Annotated in this window: 15 protein-coding genes and 1 pseudogene; 11 read left to right on the forward strand and 5 right to left on the reverse strand. The window is 60.3% G+C overall.

What is annotated here, in order from left to right; all coding sequences use genetic code 11:
• Positions 1-25: 25 nt before the first annotated feature.
• Entirely contained in the window at positions 26-1,444 is a 1,419-nt protein-coding gene (locus tag YUO_RS0119840; RefSeq protein ID WP_028348853.1) for a sulfatase-like hydrolase/transferase, read from the reverse strand.
• 82 nt (positions 1,445-1,526) lie between these two features.
• On the opposite strand from YUO_RS0119840, the pseudogene YUO_RS46345 reads away from it, so the two are divergent.
• The 10 genes and pseudogenes from YUO_RS46345 to YUO_RS0119890 all read left to right on the forward strand — a co-directional run.
• Positions 1,527-1,682 (forward strand): annotated as a pseudogene (locus tag YUO_RS46345) (formyl-CoA transferase); the annotation flags it as partial.
• Between the two features lie 204 nt (positions 1,683-1,886).
• Positions 1,887-2,024 carry a hypothetical protein gene (locus YUO_RS47195; protein WP_198028056.1) on the forward strand — a complete coding sequence of 46 codons (138 nt, stop codon included), beginning with the start codon at positions 1,887-1,889 and terminating at the stop codon, positions 2,022-2,024.
• Positions 2,025-2,563: 539 nt separating this feature from the next.
• On the forward strand, positions 2,564-3,574 hold the full coding sequence (locus tag YUO_RS0119855; protein ID WP_028348854.1) for a Bug family tripartite tricarboxylate transporter substrate binding protein: 1,011 nt from the start codon (positions 2,564-2,566) through the stop codon (positions 3,572-3,574).
• A gap of 79 nt (positions 3,575-3,653) precedes the next feature.
• Positions 3,654-4,151, forward strand: a complete 498-nt coding sequence (locus YUO_RS0119860) for a tripartite tricarboxylate transporter TctB family protein (RefSeq protein ID WP_028348855.1) — start codon at positions 3,654-3,656, stop codon at positions 4,149-4,151.
• 33 nt (positions 4,152-4,184) lie between these two features.
• Positions 4,185-5,687 (forward strand): tripartite tricarboxylate transporter permease, encoded by a 1,503-nt coding sequence (locus YUO_RS0119865; RefSeq protein WP_028348856.1) that lies wholly within the window; start codon positions 4,185-4,187, stop codon positions 5,685-5,687.
• Between the two features lie 209 nt (positions 5,688-5,896).
• On the forward strand, positions 5,897-7,189 hold the full coding sequence (gene oxlT, locus YUO_RS0119870; protein ID WP_028348857.1) for an oxalate/formate MFS antiporter: 1,293 nt from the start codon (positions 5,897-5,899) through the stop codon (positions 7,187-7,189).
• A gap of 270 nt (positions 7,190-7,459) precedes the next feature.
• Positions 7,460-7,891 (forward strand): CBS domain-containing protein, encoded by a 432-nt coding sequence (locus tag YUO_RS0119875; RefSeq protein WP_028348858.1) that lies wholly within the window; start codon positions 7,460-7,462, stop codon positions 7,889-7,891.
• Positions 7,892-8,050: 159 nt separating this feature from the next.
• Positions 8,051-9,139 carry a ketopantoate reductase family protein gene (locus YUO_RS41165; RefSeq protein ID WP_051379525.1) on the forward strand — a complete coding sequence of 363 codons (1,089 nt, stop codon included), beginning with the start codon at positions 8,051-8,053 and terminating at the stop codon, positions 9,137-9,139.
• Positions 9,140-9,451: 312 nt separating this feature from the next.
• Positions 9,452-9,982, forward strand: coding sequence for a hypothetical protein (locus YUO_RS47805; protein ID WP_235782765.1), 531 nt, complete (start codon positions 9,452-9,454; stop codon positions 9,980-9,982).
• A 198-nt stretch (positions 9,983-10,180) separates the two neighbouring features.
• Positions 10,181-10,936, forward strand: a complete 756-nt coding sequence (locus YUO_RS0119890; protein ID WP_051379526.1) for a response regulator transcription factor — start codon at positions 10,181-10,183, stop codon at positions 10,934-10,936.
• 182 nt (positions 10,937-11,118) lie between these two features.
• Here the strand turns inward: YUO_RS0119890 and YUO_RS0119895 are convergent, their stop codons facing one another.
• From YUO_RS0119895 to YUO_RS41175, 4 genes are all read right to left on the reverse strand, one after another.
• Entirely contained in the window at positions 11,119-12,618 is a 1,500-nt protein-coding gene (locus YUO_RS0119895; RefSeq protein ID WP_083754639.1) for an HlyD family type I secretion periplasmic adaptor subunit, read from the reverse strand.
• Positions 12,615-14,348: a type I secretion system permease/ATPase gene (locus YUO_RS41170; protein ID WP_083754640.1), complete on the reverse strand. Its 1,734-nt coding sequence runs from the start codon at positions 14,346-14,348 to the stop codon at positions 12,615-12,617. The genes YUO_RS0119895 and YUO_RS41170 overlap by 4 nt, the downstream gene beginning before the upstream one ends.
• A gap of 113 nt (positions 14,349-14,461) precedes the next feature.
• Positions 14,462-14,983: a hypothetical protein gene (locus tag YUO_RS0119905; RefSeq protein ID WP_063830306.1), complete on the reverse strand. Its 522-nt coding sequence runs from the start codon at positions 14,981-14,983 to the stop codon at positions 14,462-14,464.
• Between the two features lie 416 nt (positions 14,984-15,399).
• Entirely contained in the window at positions 15,400-16,590 is a 1,191-nt protein-coding gene (locus tag YUO_RS41175) for a hypothetical protein (protein WP_051379527.1), read from the reverse strand.
• Positions 16,591-17,055: 465 nt separating this feature from the next.
• Between YUO_RS41175 and YUO_RS0119915 the strand changes: the two genes are divergently transcribed.
• A complete protein-coding gene (locus YUO_RS0119915) occupies positions 17,056-18,201 on the forward strand; it encodes a fructose-1,6-bisphosphatase (RefSeq protein ID WP_028348863.1) in 1,146 nt (381 codons plus the stop codon).
• Positions 18,202-18,218: the final 17 nt, after the last annotated feature.

Below are 18,218 nucleotides of genomic sequence, written 5' to 3' on the forward strand. Positions count from 1 at the left end.
GTCGCATCGAAGGTGCGTCCGCGGGCTACTGCGCTTCCCGACTCGGCACGAGTGCGCTGCTACGCGGCTGCAGCCGATACCACGCAACCTGACCGTCCGCGAATTGTGCTCGGCCAAGCCTCGACCACAGCGGTGGCGCGTGATCGCCGACTACAAGGATGTCGGCCGGGCCGACGGCCGGGTCACGCGCGATCTTCGCTACCACAGTGAAAACGTCGTGCCATAGCTCCGCCATTTGGCACACCCTGAGCTCGCCGAAGCCGCTGCCGTCACGACCGCAATGGAAATCGGTCTGGGATTCGTTGGGCGCGATCGGAACGTGCGTGTTGAGCGTCAGCCAGTAGATGAAGCGCGACTTGCCGTCCCTTGCGGCCTCCCGGGACGCGGCGGAGATTACCGGCGCCAGATCGGCGTCGCAGGCGCCGCGAAAAGTGCTGCCGCAGGTGCGGTGCGCGGTCCCGATGAGGTCTTCGCCAAACAGCTCCTTGTCGAAGCCAACCGTCGGATACCATTTCGTCCGCTCGAACATGCCACCCGAGAAGGCATGCACGGCGATGTTGGCGTAGCTCCGCGCCTTGAGCAAGTTGGGCAGGCAGGAGGCAGTGTCTCCCGAAACAAAATCAGCATAGAAGGTGCGGGTGTTGCACAGCTCGCGCATCTCGCCCGAAGTCGTCGAGCCGTAATAGGAGGTATGACCTCCGGTGATGATATAGTCTTTGGTAATTTCCGCGTCGAAGAGCGGCGCGGCGATGCGCTCGCGAGCGGCTTGATCGAGCAGGTACCCAAGGCCCTCGACCATCACCAGGACGACGTTGTTGCCGTGTGCGGTCGCCGCGGCCGTGAAACCCGAAACTTCGGCTGCCGACTGGACGGGCTTATCACGGCCGAGCATTGAGCCGAAATGGTAGTTCCACGTGATATTGCTGAGATAATCGAGCGTGGCAAAGGCGAGCGCCATAACGAAAAGGAGGACAGCATTACCGCGCATGAGCATGCTACGCCGACTGAGGCACGCCAACGCCGCCAGCGTAGTCGCTGCTATGGTGCCGATCAGCGCCTGATAAAGTGGCGAGGCGAAGAGATGTAGGTGGCGCACCAGTTCGATGGCGACCATCAGCTCCATCGGCTCAAGGCGGAACAGCAGCGAGAGCGTGTGCACGATGTCGAAGGCGAGCACGCAGAGGAACAGCACAACCGTGGACGCGAACGGAATACGGCGCGCCAGGATCGCAAGGGTTGCATAGAATATGATCGCCCAGGTCCGCGGCGGCAGAGCAATGTCGACGATCGAGGTCAGCCCCACTAGCGAAGTCAGATTCGGGAGCAGCAGCCCGCCCGCGAGCAGGAGCGCGTTAGGCGCGCTGAAGGGCAGCAGCAACGTACGCCACCTCCGGCGCGCAGTTTCTGCAGCGCCGGACGCGGCGAGCGTCGTCGCTTCGCTCATTACTAGCCATCCTCGTCGAGTGTAACCTGTCCCTTGCAATCTAACGGCGAAAGGTAAAGCGTCTGTGCTCACCATTGCAAAAAAGCCTTCCGATCGAAAAGCGGTACCGAGGTGGCCGCTGCTCGGTGAGCACACCGACGAGATCCTCCGCCAGGTCCTCGGCCTCAGCGAGCACCAGGTCGCTGAAATCCACGGCTCCGGCGCGCTAGATCCGCCGCGGAAGCAGGCGGCGGAATAAGCAGCCTGGGATTCTGGAATGCAACGGCCGCCGGTTTCCGGCGGCCTCCTTCATTCTGGAGTGCCAGCATCACGACTCGTTGCTGCAATGCAAACGTCCGATTGCTGCTATGCAAACAAAGTTATTGTTGGTGGTATCTGGTATACATAAGTCTCCCGTATCACGAAAGCGGAGCTTCTCCGCTACTTCAGAAAGGGGACGTCCATGTCCAAGACTGCATCCATCGGCCTCCTGCCCTCCCCCACCCTGTTCGGTCGCCTGATGGCTTCCATCGACCGCCTTCTGATCGCGAGCAGCCGCATTGCGGTTCGCAACGGCGACCTCCCCCCTTTCGGCCTCTGATGCTTCTAGAGTAAAGGCTTTTTGCGCGGCACCGCGCGAAATCCCACAGCAACCATCGATTGCATTTCGATCAACGGCCCCGGTTTCCGGGGCCGTTTTCGTTCGCCGCTCACCGATTGCCTGTTTGGGCGCCGCCTGCGACAAATTGGCCTAGCCTCCTGTCGAAACCAAAAACCAGTTGCATCGTGGCATATCATATACAAGAATTCTAAAAACGCCCATAATAGAACAATGGCGCATACCAGGGGGGAGCTAGGCCGTGCAGTCCGCAAGGGACAGCGAAGGCGATATCGCAAGGAACAGGCAGCGCAAGCGTGCCTTCCCCTCTTCTTGCGCTTTTCAGATTCACAATTGGCCGAAAGCAGCGGATGCCGCCCGATCAGGCCCCTCGTACAATTCGAACCCACGGGAGTCGCGTTGAGGCAACCATTGCGGCGCGACGATCATGGGTGCATGAAGACCCGAAACGTTTGATCGGGAAATGAACTTAATAAGCCGGCAAAGACCGGCGTAACCACAGTTCAACGGGAGTGAAGCAAATGAGGCGTTCTACACATCTTGCGTTGGGAGCGATTGCGGCGCTGTGCACGGGCGGGGTCGCGGCTCCCGCAACGGCGGCGTGGGAGCCGGTGCGGCCCGTTGAATTCATCGTCCCCGCCGGCACAGGCGGCGGCGCCGACCAGATGGCGCGCACGATCCAGGGCATCGTCACCAAGCACAGTCTGATGAAGCAGCCGCTGGTCGTCATCAACAAGTCCGGCGGCGCCGGCGGCGAAGGCTTCCTCGACGTCAAGGGATCGGGCGGAAATCCGCACAAGATCATCATTACGCTCTCCAACCTCTTCACCACACCGCTTGCCACCGGAATTCCGTTTAGCTGGAAAGATCTCACGCCCGTCGCGATGCTGGCATTGGATGAATTCGTGCTGTGGGTGAACGCCGACAAGCCGTACAAGACGGCGAAGGAGTACATCGATGCCGTGAAGGCCGCTCCCGCCGGCTCGATCAAGATGGGCGGCACCGGCTCGAAGCAGGAAGATCAGATCATCACTGTCGCCGTGGAAAAAGCCGTCGGCACCAAGTTCACCTACATTCCCTACAAGGGCGGCGGCGAAGTCGCTGTTCAACTCGTCGGCAACCACGTCGATTCGACCGTCAACAATCCGATCGAGGCGGTCGCGCAATGGCGCGGCGGCAAGCTGCGTCCCCTCTGCGTTTTTGATGCAAAGCCGATGGCCTACGACGAGCCGATCGCGGACGGCAAGGCCTGGAAGGACGTTCCGACCTGCAAGTCGGCAGGTCTCGACATGGAATATCTGATGCTGCGCGGCATCTTCATGGCGCCCAGGGCCACCAAGGACCAGGTCGAGTATTATGTCGAACTGTTCAAGAAAATTCGCGCCACTCCTGAGTGGCAGGAATTCATGAAGAGCGGCGCATTCAACACGACCTTCCTGACCGGCGCAGAATACGCCAAATGGGTCGAGGCCGAGGACAAGCGTCATCAGGCTCTGATGAAAGAGGCCGGTTTCCTCGCTCCGAGCAACTGACCGAGAAGCACTGATCGATTGGGTAGCAACGCAGACGGCGGGCTCGGTTTCCGCGGGCTTGATTGCGCATGGAGTTTCGATGACAACAGGCAGTTCGAGCAACACCGGCCCGACCCACAAGCTCGTGGAAGCAGGCGTCACCCTACTGATCGCTCTGTTCGGAGTGATCGTGATCGCCGGCAGCCTCAAGGCGGGGATCAATTGGGGCGCTGAGGGCCCCCGCGCCGGGTTCTTCCCATTCTATATCGGGCTTTTCATCGTCGCCTCCAGCGGGATCAATCTCTGGCACGGGCTGCGCGAAGACAATGACGGACTGTTCGCCGAGTGGGGACAGCTTCGTCAGGTTCTCAGCGTCGTCATTCCCACCGGCATCTATGTCGGATCCATGCCGTTCATCGGGCTGTACGTCGCTTCGACCATTTTCATCGCATGGTTCATGCGATGGCTGGGCAAATACAACTGGATCACCGTCCTGGCGGTGGCATTCGGCATGCCCCTCGTCACCTATTTGATTTTCGAGCGCTGGTTCATGGTCCCGCTTCCAAAGGGACCGTTGGAAGAGTGGCTCGACCTGTAAACAACGACGCACAGTCAGGATTGGATTATCGGGATGGAACAACTCGTCAATCTTTTTCACGGCTTTGCGGTCGCGCTGCAGCCGTACAACATCATGCTGATGGTTATCGGCATCGTGCTCGGTGTCATCATCGGCGTGCTGCCGGGACTGGGCGGCGCCAATGGCGTCGCCATCCTGCTGCCGCTGACATTCAGCATGTCGCCGACGTCGGCCATCATCATGTTGTCCTGTATTTACTGGGGCGCGCTGTTCGGTGGAGCGATCACCTCGATTCTCTTCAACATACCGGGCGAACCATGGTCGGTGGCCACGACATTCGACGGCTATCCGATGGCGCAGCAGGGCAAGGCCGGCGAGGCACTGACCGCCGCCTTCACCTCCTCCTTCGTCGGCGCGCTGTTCGCCGTCGTCATGATCACGCTGGTCGCTCCCCTGGTTGCCAGCTTTGCGCTGCAATTCGGGCCTGCGGAAAAGTTCGCGGTGTATTTCCTCGCATTCTGCAGCTTCGTGGGCCTGAGCAAGGAGCCGCCGTTCAAGACCATTGCGGCCATGATGATCGGCTTCGCGCTTGCCGCGGTCGGACTTGATTCCATCACCGGGCAGTTGCGGCTGACGTTCGGCGTCACCCACCTGCTCAACGGCTTCGACTTCCTGATCGCCGTGATCGGACTGTTCGGCATCGGCGAAATCCTGCTGACGATGGAAGAAGGCCTGGCCTTCCGTGGCGGCACCGCCAAGATCAATCTGCGCGTGGTGCTCCAGACCTGGAAGGAGCTGCCCGCATACTGGATGACCTCGCTGCGTTCCTGCTTCATCGGCTGCTGGATGGGCATCACGCCGGCGGGCGCAACGCCAGCCTCGTTCATGAGCTACGGCATTGCCAAGCGCGTCGCGAAGAAAGGCAGCAATTTCGGCAAGGGCGAGATCGAAGGCGTCGTTGCGCCGGAGACCGCGGCGCACGCCGCGGGTACAGCGGCCCTGTTGCCGATGCTCTCCCTCGGCGTGCCGGGCTCTCCGACGGCTGCGGTGTTGCTCGGCGGCCTGTTGATCTGGGGCCTGCAGCCCGGACCGATGCTGTTTGTCGAACAGAAGGAATTCGTCTGGGGCCTGATCGCCTCGATGTATCTCGGCAATATTGTCGGCCTGCTCGTCGTGCTCACCTGCGTACCAATTTTCGCAGCTATCCTGCGCGTGCCTTTCAGCATCATTGCACCCCTTATTCTGGTGCTATGCGCGATCGGTGCCTATTCGGTCCATAGCAGCACGTTTGACGTCATGCTGATGCTGGTGTTCGGCGTGATCGGTTATCTGCTCAAGAAGTGCAACTATCCCCTCGCCCCGCTGGTGCTGGCGATCGTGCTCGGCGACAAGGCCGAGGAGGCCTTCCGCCAATCGCTTCTGGGATCCCAGGGGTCGTTTGGGGTGTTCCTTTCCAATCCGCTGGTCAGCACGATCATGATCCTGGGATTGATCGCGCTGTTCTGGTCGGTCATTCAGGAAGGATATAGCCGCCTGCGATCCGCGGCGACCGCATGATTAAGCTGTAAGCAAAGCAATAGCTTAAGACGCTTCCGACGATTGGGCCGCGCAACCGCGCGGCCCTTTTTGTTTGTTTGTGCAGCTTTTTCACCGGCGCGGGGAATTCTTAGAACACATGCAATTTTCCGCTTGTCTACTGGCATAACATATACCACACTCGCGCGAGCTGTCGGGCAACGATAGAACAGCAGCCCTTTGGAGGAAGAATGACGGATACAGTGCACGGAGCAGCCCCCGTCGCGGAGGCGCGAGTGAGCGATGCCTATCGCTGGACTCAATTGGCCATCGGCGTCGCCGCGATGGTGATGATCGCGAACTACCAATATGGTTGGACGTTCTTCGTCCCCGACATCCAGCAGAAATTCGGATGGGATCGCGCCTCGATCCAGTGGGCATTTACGCTGTTCGTGCTGTTCGAGACCTGGCTGGTGCCGGTCGAGGGATGGTTCGTCGATAAATACGGCCCGCGCCTCGTCGTCCTGATCGGCGGCATCCTCTGCGCCATCGGATGGGCGATCAACGCCCACGCGACCACGCTCAACGGCTTCTATCTCGGCATGATCATCGCAGGCATCGGCGCCGGTGGCGTGTACGGCACCTGCGTCGGCAACGCGCTGAAATGGTTTCCCGACAAGCGCGGCCTTGCGGCCGGCATCACCGCCGCCGGTTTCGGCGCGGGCTCGGCGCTGACGGTCGCGCCGATCCAGGCGATGATCAAGGACTCAGGCTTCCAGACCACCTTCCTCTATTTCGGCCTCGGCCAAGGCATCATCATCGTCATTCTCGCCTTCCTGATGTTCTCGCCGAAACCGGGACAGGTGCCGACGGTGCAGAACAGCAACGTGATCCAGACCCGGCGCAACTATCAGCCCACCGAAGTGATCCGTCAGCCGATCTTCTGGCTGATGTATTTCATGTTCGTGATCGTCGGCGCCGGCGGATTGATGGTGACGGCCAACCTCAAGCCGATCGCCGTCGACTGGAAGGTCGACAGCGTGCCGGTGACGCTGATGGCGGTGACGATGACGGCCGTGACGTTCGCAGCCACTATCGATCGCGTCCTCAACGGCCTGACGCGTCCATTCTTCGGCTGGATCTCCGACATGATCGGCCGCGAGAATACGATGTTCATCGCCTTCGGCATGGAAGGCATCGGCATCTGGGGCCTCTACATGCTGGGCCACGATCCCGTCTGGTTCGTGCTGCTGTCGGGCTTCGTGTTCTTCGCCTGGGGCGAGATCTACTCCCTCTTCCCATCGACCTGCACGGACACCTTCGGCGCGAAGTTCGCGGCCACCAATGCCGGCCTGCTCTACACCGCAAAGGGCACCGCGGCGCTGTTGGTGCCGGTGGCGAACTACATGCAGCAGTCGTCGGGCACTTGGGACACCGTGTTCATCGTCGCGGCCGGCGCGAATATCCTGGCCTCGCTGCTGGCGATCGCGGTGCTGAAACCATGGCGCAAGATGGTGGTCGCCAAATCGCAGATTGCGGCCTGACCTCACCGATCCACGGCAAGAACAAGACGCGCTCACCTCCGGGTGGGCGCGTTTTCTTTTGCCGACTAGCAAGCTCTGGCATACCTGACGCCACATGAGACCGCCAAAACCCGAGGCCCCTCCTTCTGGAATGTCACGGTACGCTCCAGAAACGTCAATAATACTGCCTATTTATCTCGATCTCGGCTGCGAGAATTCCACGCTCCGCGTGTTGACATTTGGCATTATGTATACCAGACTTCACCTATAATCCACCCCAAGGAGGTTGCCATGCAAGTCGGAGATATCCTGCGCAAGAAAGCCGCCCGTGTCGCAACGGTCCGCATGAACGAGACCGTCGCCATTGCCGCGCAACTGATGCGCTCCGGCAATATCAGCGCGCTGGTCGTCAAGGATGTCGTCCGCACCGAAGGCAACACGGCGGTCGGCATGTTCACCGAGCGCGACGTGGTTCGCGCGATTGCCGAACACGGCGCAGCCGGCGTGAACATGCGCGTCTCGCAATTCATTTCGGTGCAGCAGCTCGTCTCCTGCACCTCGACGGATACGCTCGAGCATGTCCGTCACCTCATGAGCAAGCATCACATCCGCCACGTGCCGGTGATCGACAATTACAGCCTGATCGGCGTCATCAGCATTCGCGACATCACGACCGCGTTCGACGACGAAGCAACGCCCTACAGACTGGCCGCGTCGGCCTGACCGGTCCCTTCGAACTCCGCCGGCATTTCCTGGGCAGCACTCCAGGGAAGCCGGCGGTATCGCACCGAAAATTCGGCTTAACTCCTGTCGCAAAGCAGGCGCTCGCAAATTTGCGCCGGAGGTGTGGCGCGCCGGAAAGCATTATCTGTGGGAGGGCGCATGGCGCGTAACATTCTGATCCTTGGAGCCTCATATGGCTCATTGCTGGCGACAAAGCTTTTGATGGCGGGTCACAACGTGACGCTGGTTTGCCGGAAGCAGACGGCAGAACTCATCAATCGCGACGGCACCGAAGTTCGCATCAAGCTGCGCGACGAGGCGGCGCACCGGCCGATCTTCTCGCGCGACCTGCCTGGCATCCTGGACGCGGTCGAGCCCGCCGACGTCGATCTTTGCCGTTATGATCTGGTTGGTCTTGCCATGCAGGAGCCGCAATACACCGACCATGCGATCCAGGCTCTGATGATCAAGATCGCTGAGGCGAAGCTGCCTTGCCTTTCGATCATGAACATGCCGCCCCTGCCCTACCTCAAACGGATCCCGGCGCTTGCGAAAATGGAGCTGGAGGACGCCTATACCAACGCCGCGGTATGGGAACGGTTCGAGCCGGGTCTGGTGTCGCTCTGCTCCCCTGATCCGCAGGCCTTCCGCCCACCGGAGGAGGCGGCGAATGTTCTTCACGTCGGCCTGCCGACAAACTTCAAGGCAGCGTCATTTGCGGATGAGAAACATAACTTGCTGCTTCGGGAGCTGGAAGCCGACGTCGATGCGGTGAAGCTGGATGGCCAGGACGTTCCGGTGAAGCTCAAAGTGTTCGATTCGATGTTCGTCCCTCTGGCCAAATGGTCGATGCTGTTGACGGGGAATTACCGCTGCATCACGCCGCATGAGCCGCAATCGATCCGCGACGCGGTGCACGGCGATATCAATCTCTCGCAGTCGATCTACGACCATGTCGATGCCATCGCCCAGCGGCTGGGCGCCGATCCCACCGATCAGGTCCCTTTCGAGAAATACGCCAAAGCAGCCGAAAGCCTTCTCAAGCCCTCGTCGGCGGCCCGGGCGGTCGCTGGTGGCGCACCTTCTATCGAGCGCGTCGACCTTCTGGTGAAGCTGATTTCGCATCAGCTTGGCGTACCCAATGCCGAAATCGACCGTACGGTCCAGATCGTCAATCAGAAACTGAATAAGAGCATCGCGGCGGAAGCATCTGAGGCGCCGCGAGGCGTTCCCGTCTCAGCAAAGTAGAGCCGCGCTTCTTTACGCGAACAGTCCCTGCTTCGCTCAAAAACGCGTTCGATCATTGGCCACCGACAGGCCAATTCGAGCCCATCCCCCCGCATTGCGCACGGGCACACCGCTGCGGCGCGGGATGGCGTTTAGCAACAGTTAAGACTTTTGCGCAAATGATAGACAACCAGCGCAACATTTTAGATCGCCGCAAGAATTGCGAGCGGACCTCAGGCCCCTTTTTGAGGGATTAGCATGAGAACGCTTCTCATTGGTGTTCTGGCTGCGACCCTGGTTGGCTGTAGCTGCCTTTTACCGCCGCAAGCGAGCATGGAAGCATGCACGGACGCGAGCGGGTTCGGCTGTCTCAACGGGATGGCCGCCAGTCGACCGATTGAATCGGCGCCTACGTCATCCAAGACCAATTCCGCGACAACAAAAGCCAAGTCCACGATCGCGACGAAGGCGGAAAAGCCGTCGGTTGCCGACGTCCGCGACAGGCCTCACCCCGCTGAGAAAAAGGCGAAGTCCACCACGATCGAAGCGAAAGTCGAAGCTCCGGCATCTGGTCGGCCCGCTGCGACGTCCGATCCGGTCATTATCAAGGCGAAGACCACCATTGCTGCGAAGTTGGAGGAGCCGGCGTCTGCCGAGTTCGGTGAGATGAAACGGGCCATCCGCAAAAATACGCTCGGGCAGTCCGTCGACACCATTTGCGGCCGTGTCAAAGGAAAAACGGCGTCGGGCGAAGATACTGGAGATAGGCCGTTTCTGTATCTCGTGACGGAAGATGAAGCATATGTCGTCGATGGCCCCGCCAAGTCGGCTGCGGCGAGCGCGTACCGCAATATTTGCAGCTAGCCTGGAATAATAAGACCGCTGCCAAGATCTATTGCGACGGACCAGAAGGTCCGTGACGACGTTGCGAACGAACTCGAAGCTCGGAAGCAACGTCGCGATCAGCAGCAATTCGCTGCAGAGTGTGTGGGGCAGATTTGCTCCATGGAAAATGGAAATCAAAATTTGTGGAGACAGCTAACCTCTGACTTCGGGGACATCATGGACGATTTTTCTAATCCCGCGGAACTGGCCTCGGTATCACAAAACTCGCCGGTGCTCGTGATCATCGAGCAACATGTGCTGGCGCGGACATGCATCCTCAATATTCTCAAAAGAGAACTCACTGGATTCGAGATCGTCGAGATGGCAACGACCAGTGGCCTGAACTGGCTATCCGGCAGAGACATCCGCTTGATTGCGCTGAATATCGGGCACAAGCAGATCACTGATCCTTCGATCGAGGAGAGCCTCGCCTTCCTTGCAGAAACCTGCCCGAAAGCGTCCGTTGCTGTGTTGTCAAACCGCGACGACGATGCGACGGCTTCGGCCGCGATGCAACGCGGAGTGCGCGGTTTCTTTCCGACATCGATCCCGGTCGAACTCGCGATTGCCGGATTACGCCTGGTCCTTGCCGGTGGGGTCTACCGACCGTTACCGATCGTGGGGCAAAATGGAGGGACAAGCCACAAGACGATATCGGGATGCCCAGATACGTCCGAGCTACTCGGAACTAACGAGGGCAACGGCGCCACCAGGATTGTGCCGGAGAAGGCGATGGTCGACCTTACGCCGCGCGAACAACATGTGCTCGAGGCGCTGCAGCTTGGCCTTCCCAACAAGTTGATTGCCGTCAGGCTCAACCTATCGGAAAACACTGTAAAAATGCATATTCAACGTATCATGCGAAAATGCTCCGCGCATAACCGCACCGAGGCGGTCATTCGCTGGAGCCGGCGAGCCAACGATCATGCCTAGAGCATGATCCGGAAAAGTGGGAACCGGTTTCCATCGCGACACACGCGAACGCGTTTGCGCGGAGATCATGCTCAAATCAAAGAGATAGAGCGAGATGACGATTCGAAGAAAAGTCATCGCGCTCTACCCTCACGCGTGCGATCATTTTGAGAGCTGCCCGAGCTCGCCGTTCGGGTCGCAGCTTAATCCTCACGGAACGCGCCGTTGAAGCTGTCGAGTAGAGGCTTGAGAGCGTAGAGCGCCACTGTGCCGTGACCCGTCTTGATGAATACCTGCGCCGGCATTCCCGGAATAATCTGGACATTATCGATCCCGGCGCCGACCAGATTCTGAACTCGAATCTTCGCTGCGTAGTACGGCTGATCGGTGCGCTTATCGACTAGACGGTCGGCAGAAACGTGCGTCACGGTCCCATGGAGCCGTGGTACGCGGCGCTGATTATAGGGCAGGAGATTCACTTCGGCGCTCAGTCCGAGACGGACCACATCGATGTCTTCGGGCCTGACGCGCGCAATCACGATGAGCCGATCCTGCCGGGGAACCAGATCCATGAGAGGTGCCCCGGCGCCGATAACGCCGCCTGGCGTATGGATCTTCAGGTCGGTTACCACGCCGTCCTCGGGCGCCTTGACCGTCGTTCGCGAGAGTTGGTCGTCGGCCGCCCGCAGTCGTTCCCATATCTGAAAGATCTGGTTCTGTACCTCGCGCAGCGACTGCGCGATCTCGTTTTGACGGTCATGTTCCAGTTTGAGGAGAACAGCTTCGGATTCGTTGATGACCTGCCCCGCGCGCGATATCTGCGCGACAATCTCTCCCCGCCGTCCTTCGATGTCAGCTATCTCTCGCTCGAGGTTCAGAAGCCGCGGGCGCCGCTCAAGCCCCTTGCTGACGAGCGTGGCCACCGTTGCCGCTTCCTCGCGGACGATGTCGATGCGCCTTGCGGCGGCGCTTTCCTGCGCCCTGAGGCCCTCGATCTCCCTTTCCACCTGCGACCGCTTCTCCCGATTTACGGCCGCTTGCGATAGAAAGACCTGCCGGCGCGTTTCGAAGATGGCTTGCTGACCCGCAAGGACATCCGCGACTGAAGGACTCGCCATCTGCGCCATCTCCAACCTGCCCGGAAATGATACCCGCTCGTCTCCGCGCTGTTCCGCCTGCAGCCGTGCCTCTCGCGCCGTCGCTTCCCACAACTGGCCTTGCAGGCTCTGGACTTCGGCACGGGCCTTGGTGTCCTCCAACGAGATCAGCGTTTGTCCAGCACGGACAACGTCACCGTCCGCAACCAGAATTTCCTTGATGATGCCACCCTCAAGGTGCTGAATCGTCTTGCGGCTCGACTCGGACTCGACGGTGCCGACAGCAATCGCGGCGCTCTCGAGGGGTGCATAGGTCGACCAGGTACCGAGACCGATGACGAAGCCACAAACCAGCAGGTTTCCAGTCCAGGTGACGCCGCGCAGCCGGTCGCGGAGCGCCGGCGGCGCCGACCTCAGCCACCGTGGAACGTCCCAGATCTCTACGTGAGCGGATGCAATTTTTAGACGAGCCCATCCCCTTCGGGCAAAGAGACGGTGGATGCGGATCCAGGTGACACCGCGCAGCCGGTCGCGCAGCGCCAGCGCCGCCGATCTCAGCCAGCGTGGAATCTCCCGAACATCGACGTGAGTGAATGAAATCTTCATGAGACAGGGTCACGCGAAGTAACTTGGGGTCTTGCCAAACACCGTTCGAAAATTTCCCTGCTCTCACCGAATGCGCTGATCGCGCCGCCCTGCATGATCGCAAGCTTGTTCGTTGCGCCGAGGATCCCTATCCGGTGGGTGATGATGATCACCGTTGTATTGGCCGCCTTCATCCGTTCGATGGCGTCGAAGAGCATGCGCTCGCCGAGACTGTCCAGGCTGGAGTTCGGCTCGTCGAGGACCACGAGGTGCGGGTCGCCAAAAAACGCCCGTGCAAGGCCGAGGCGCTGGCGAAATCCACGTGAGAGATTGGCCGCTGCGCCATTGACGACCGTATCGTATGCCTGCGGGAGACGAATGATCGTCTCGTGAAGGCCGGCCAGCTTCGCTGCTTCAATGATCTTCTGTAGATCGGCGTCGTCCAGCCGTGCAATGATGTCCTTTACAGTTTCTCCGACGAGATCGATATCCTGCGGCAGATATCCGAGGCGCCCGCCGCCGCGCGAATCGTGCAGGGATAGAATATCGATGCCGTCGAGCAGGACCGAACCTGCCGTCGGCGCGGAGATTCCGGTGATGATCCTGCCGAGCGTGGATTTGCCGGAGCCAGATGGACCGATGATGCCCAGGCATTCACCGGGTGCGAGACTGAATGAGACGTCCTTCAGCATCCAACAGTCCGATCCTGAGACGGCGACGCCAACATTGTTGACAATGAGACTGCCCTTCTGCCTCTCCGGCAGGTCTCTGACGTTCGCAACCGTGGTGACAGCGGACATGACGTCATTGAGCCGCCGGTACGCGGCCAAGGCCATCACGAATGCCTTCCAGCCTGCAACCGCCCCTTCAACAGGCGCGAGAGCGCGTCCGAACAAAAGCGTCGTGGCAAAGATGATGCCGGGACTTCGGCTTTGCTCCAGGACGAGCCAGGCGGCAGTACCCATGATCAGGACCTGCGCCAGCGCCCGCGCGGGTTTGGAAATCAGCATGATGGTTTCATGGCGGCGCTGGACCACCTCTTGCTCGCTCCTCGCATCCTGCGCAGTCTGGCGGATCAGGCGCGCGGTGCCGTCGAGCATTCCCATGGCCCTGATCACCTGGAGGTTTCCGACGGCCATGCCGAACCATCCCTGGCTCCTCGTCGCCGCGGCAGCCGACCGCGCCCGCGGTGCTTCCGTGAACCAGTCTTCGGCAAGCCCGAGCCCAAGCAGGAAGAGCACGCTGAGCACACCTATCACTCCGAGCAAGGGATGCACGAGGAAGAGAACCCCGAGGAAGAGCGGCGTCCAGAGCGCGTCAAACAGAGTCGAGCAGGCTCCGGACTGGGCGAACTGACGCAGGACCGCAAGGTCGCGATAGGCTTCCGATGCCCGCGCCCGATCAGCATGGGCGCATTTGAGGCAGGCGGAGAGCGCTGCCGGATGGAGTTCTTCTTCAAGCCACTCGCCCATCCGGCCCAATGCGGCGCGGCGCAGCGCATCAAGCACCCCGCCGATCACGACGGTAAACGCGACGATGAGCGTCAGCATCAGGAGCGTATCGCCGCTGCGGCTCGACAGCACGCGATCATAGATCTGAAGCAGATAAATGGAAGGCGCGAGAAGAAGGAGATTGTAGCTGCAGCTATACGCGAAAACGAGTCCGAACGACCCCGCGCAGGCCCGCAACGCCGACTTCAACGGCGTCCGCGGTGGTGACATCGTCTGCAGCCGGAGCGGTGGCATCAGCATTGCGGTCCCGCCAGATCTGAAGTCCGAACCTTCCGCTCACTCCTCGTCGACTGCGCGGCGAATTGAGAACCGGCGGCATTGCGCCGCCGGTCTCACCCCCACACAGGCATCGATCAGTTGAACATGCCTGAATCGTCGATATGGAAGTACTTGGAATCGTTGAGCACGTCGTTCAGGTTCGCGGATTCGATGCTGGCCTTGAAGTAAATATCTCCGCCTTCGGCCTTGTTGTTGTTTCCGCCGTCGCCGCCGACGCCGGCCATCACGGTCTGACTCTGGTCCGCAGCGAGCCAATTGTCCTGATAGGCCTTCGTGTTGGCATCCACGTCGGATTTGTTATGGCCGCTGTCGGATTTCTGGTCGCCATTCGAGACGGCCTTGCCGCCCTCTGCCTTGGAATGCTTCTCCGCCTTCGCATTCGCGCCCCCGGCGTCCCAGTATGCCTTCTGATAAACGTCATCGCCGTTCTTGACGTGGACGTCGGCGCCTTCGGCCTTGTTGGTCGGGTTGAAGTGGATACTCGGGTTGCTGATGATATTACCCTCGTTGTAACCGTCTCCACCGTTCCCTGCGCTGTTGCCGCCGGTCGACGCCTTGAACACGATCGTGTCGGAAGGAAATGATGCCTTTGCCATGTGAGACTCCCTGACTTGGTTTGTGCACTGTGCGTCCCAATGTGGACAGCAACGATCTTGGATTTGGACACCGGAGCGGTCTAGCCGCCAAAGCTGATGCCACCCGGTGGCAACGGTGTACGCCCGAAATGCTACCGTCGCGCCGCCGAGATCTGGGCAGCTCCAGTGCTGCTCGAGCGTTTTCGAGTGAAGCGAAGAGGTTCGCGCCAGGAAGACGCGTCAAATCAAAACCTGGAATCGCGTTTCGATTCTATCGAAACGAAAGGGCTCTATTTCTACTGCGACATAACTTCTCAACCCCTCATCCTGAGGAGCCCGCAGAGCGGGCGTCTCGAAGGATGTAGGCCACAGACGGGACCTCATGGTTCGAGACGCGCTTCGCGCTCCTCACCATGAGGGTTTATGACGCAGTAAGACTAGGCATGATCCAGCAAGTGAAGGTCCGACAACAGATTCATAGCGAAATCGCCGCCAAGCGCAGCATTGCCGTGGCCGCCGTCGCCACCGATTCCGGCAATCTGGATCACGCTCTGGTCGAACACGACATTGTTGCTCTGATGAGCCTCGGCTGTTGAATTGTAGCCGGCGACCGCAATGTTGATTGGGGCGTAGATCGCCACGTCGATGTCGACCATGCTTCCCGAGAAGTGGCCATTGCCGCCGTTGCCGGCGCTGTTGTTGCCGGTCGCTATTACGTCAGAGCCAATTAACTCGAAGATGGAAGAGAAGATGTCTGCAGTTCCGCCAACCGCGTGATTACCGTTGCCACCATCACCACCGACGCCGGCCATCTGAAAAGCGGATTGATCGAACACCACATTGTTTGTCTGATCGGCGTTGGCGGTGGAATTGTATCCGGCCACGGCGATGTTGATCGGATAGTAAAACGCAAAGGTCGCGTGAACGATGCCCCCGTAGGCGTATCCGTCGCCACCATTGCCGGAGCTGTTGTCGCCGGTGCCCGTCGCGCCAGAGCCGGTAGACCCGATCGCACTGACATTTCCGCCTGATGCGGCATTTCCGTTGCCGCCATCGCCGCCAACTCCCGCGATCTGGGTCGCGGATTGATCGAACACCACGTTGTTCGTCTGATGAGCGTCGGCCGTCGCATGGGGACCCGCCACCGCAATATTGATCGGGTTATAGACCGCGACAGGAGCATGCACCATTGCCCCGAAAAAATAGCCATCGCCACCATTGCCGGCACTGTTGCCGCCGGTCCCGATCGCGGCAGAGCCGAAAGACCCGAAGGCGCCGGCATTTCCACCCGATGCGGCGTTCCAATTGCCGCCATCGCCGCCAACTCCCGCGATCTGGCTTGCGGACTGATCAAAATGGGCGACGTTCGTCTGATGGGCGAGGGCTGGCGCATGGACGCCCGGCCACGCCACGTTGAGCGGCTCGAAACCAGCGTAGCTGCTATGGATCAGGCTCCCGGCAAAATGACCTTTGCCGCCATTGCCGGCGCTGTTGTCTCCCGTGTGGGTCAGGAAGCGTGGCCATGAATGCTCGGACAGCCACCACGAGCCTGGCAGATCGTTTCCGAGATGAGCCTTGCGGTCCAGGGGAACGCCGTGAACAGGGTCCGGTACACTCCGATGATTCATGACTGTTGCCCTACCGAAATTGTTTCGCGCCGACCGGACGGACGCCTCCCGCACTCAAGAGAGAATGTCACCTCGGCAAGCCAAAAGCCGAGTCGTCAATTCGGATCGCAAACGTTCGGGCGATAGACACGACATCAGTTACACCCGTTCGGGTATGGGTCATGCCTTGCGTGAATCTAGACACCTCCGCGGAAATGAATTGTACCGGGAATTAGAGGGCAGACATGATCAAGACGCGACTCACCGAGCTCGTCGGCGCCGACTGATTATCCTATCATTTCTGGCATGATCATTACGGTGATCATGATCCCCGCTACCGGAACGAGCCCGAGCTTTTCGAGAAGGTCATTTGCGGAACCTAAAGGAACCTCGGACGTTCTGGTTCGCGGATGAGCAGCGCCGTCGCCCCGGCGCAGCAAGCGCAGACGCCGAGGCGTCGCGCTGCGCTGGTCGGAGGAAACGCTCATGAGACTCACTCTTTCGGTCATCAAGGCTGACATAGGCTCCGTCGGCGGTCATACGAAACCGTCTACACGCATGATGGCGGCTGTCGAAGGCGAGGTCGCGAAGGCGATCTGCGATGGCTTGCTGATCGACGGTTTCGTCTGCCACACCGGCGACGACATTGCGATCATCATGACACACACCCGGGGCGAAGGAAGCTCCGAGGTGCATCAACTTGCCTGGAAGGCGTTCCTCGCGGCCACCTCGGTCGCGAAAACCTCCGGGCTTTATGGCGCCGGCCAGGATCTTCTCGTCGACGCACCGTCCGGAAACGTCCGCGGCGCCGGCCCGGGCGTCGCCGAGCTCAGCTTCGACCACAGCCTCTCCGGCTCGAGGCCCGCGGAGTCCTTCATGGTGTTCGCCGCCGACAAATGCGGCCCCGGCGCCTACAACCTGCCGCTCTACCTCGCCTTTGCCGATCCCATGTATTGCGCCGGGCTGATGCTGCCCCCGATGATCAAGGGATTCCGTTTCCATGTCATCGACATGGACCACACGGGCGGCGACAGCATGATCGAACTAGACGCGCCCGCGGACGGCTACCACATTGCCGCGCTGCTCCGCGACAACGAGCGCTTTGGCATTGATCGGATCGTTTCCCGGACCCATGGCGAAGTCGCCGTCGCCGTTTCGGCGCAGCGTCTTCACGCGATCGCAGGCAAGTACACCGGCAAGGACGATCCGGTCGCGATCGTCAGGAACCAGGGGATTTTCCCGGCGCCTGAAGAAATCGTCTCGCCGTTCGCGAAAGCGCACTTCGTAGGCGGTGATGCGCGCGGCTCGCACGTGATGCCGCTGATGCCGGTGCCAATTAACACACCGGTGACAGGCATGTACTGCCTCCCGATCGTTTCCTGCACCGGCTTTTCGATTGACAAGGACGGCCGCTTTTCGGAGTCCTTTACCGATTTCTTCGACAACCCGGCGTGGGACGAGGTCCGCCGGCGCGCCCAGCGCAAGGCAATCGAGATGCGCAGCCAGGGCTGGTCCGGTGCTGCGATGCTGCCCTATTCCGAGCTGGAGTATGGTGGCTTCCGCGACACCGTGTCCTCACTGCTGAAGCGCTTTCAGGTGCGCAAGGAGCGCAGGCCGGAAGCGGCCGAGTAAGGCATCACCTGCGAGGT

Origin of the sequence: Bradyrhizobium murdochi (assembly GCF_000472965.1) — a bacterium.
Taxonomy (GTDB): Bacteria; Pseudomonadota; Alphaproteobacteria; order Rhizobiales; family Xanthobacteraceae; genus Bradyrhizobium; species Bradyrhizobium murdochi.

Bases quoted from the DNA above. Each gene is read 5' to 3' on its own strand.
- YUO_RS0119840 (WP_028348853.1), bottom strand. From the start codon at position 1,444: ATGAGCGAAGCGACGACGCTCGCCGCGTCCGGCGCTGCAGAAACTGCG.
- YUO_RS47195 (WP_198028056.1), top strand. From the start codon at position 1,887: ATGTCCAAGACTGCATCCATCGGCCTCCTGCCCTCCCCCACCCTGTTC.
- YUO_RS0119855 (WP_028348854.1), top strand. From the start codon at position 2,564: ATGAGGCGTTCTACACATCTTGCGTTGGGAGCGATTGCGGCGCTGTGC.
- YUO_RS0119860 (WP_028348855.1), top strand. From the start codon at position 3,654: ATGACAACAGGCAGTTCGAGCAACACCGGCCCGACCCACAAGCTCGTG.
- YUO_RS0119865 (WP_028348856.1), top strand. From the start codon at position 4,185: ATGGAACAACTCGTCAATCTTTTTCACGGCTTTGCGGTCGCGCTGCAG.
- oxlT (WP_028348857.1), top strand. From the start codon at position 5,897: ATGACGGATACAGTGCACGGAGCAGCCCCCGTCGCGGAGGCGCGAGTG.
- YUO_RS0119875 (WP_028348858.1), top strand. From the start codon at position 7,460: ATGCAAGTCGGAGATATCCTGCGCAAGAAAGCCGCCCGTGTCGCAACG.
- YUO_RS41165 (WP_051379525.1), top strand. From the start codon at position 8,051: ATGGCGCGTAACATTCTGATCCTTGGAGCCTCATATGGCTCATTGCTG.
- YUO_RS47805 (WP_235782765.1), top strand. From the start codon at position 9,452: ATGGAAGCATGCACGGACGCGAGCGGGTTCGGCTGTCTCAACGGGATG.
- YUO_RS0119890 (WP_051379526.1), top strand. From the start codon at position 10,181: ATGGACGATTTTTCTAATCCCGCGGAACTGGCCTCGGTATCACAAAAC.
- YUO_RS0119895 (WP_083754639.1), bottom strand. From the start codon at position 12,618: ATGAAGATTTCATTCACTCACGTCGATGTTCGGGAGATTCCACGCTGG.
- YUO_RS41170 (WP_083754640.1), bottom strand. From the start codon at position 14,348: ATGCTGATGCCACCGCTCCGGCTGCAGACGATGTCACCACCGCGGACG.
- YUO_RS0119905 (WP_063830306.1), bottom strand. From the start codon at position 14,983: ATGGCAAAGGCATCATTTCCTTCCGACACGATCGTGTTCAAGGCGTCG.
- YUO_RS41175 (WP_051379527.1), bottom strand. From the start codon at position 16,590: ATGAATCATCGGAGTGTACCGGACCCTGTTCACGGCGTTCCCCTGGAC.
- YUO_RS0119915 (WP_028348863.1), top strand. From the start codon at position 17,056: ATGAGACTCACTCTTTCGGTCATCAAGGCTGACATAGGCTCCGTCGGC.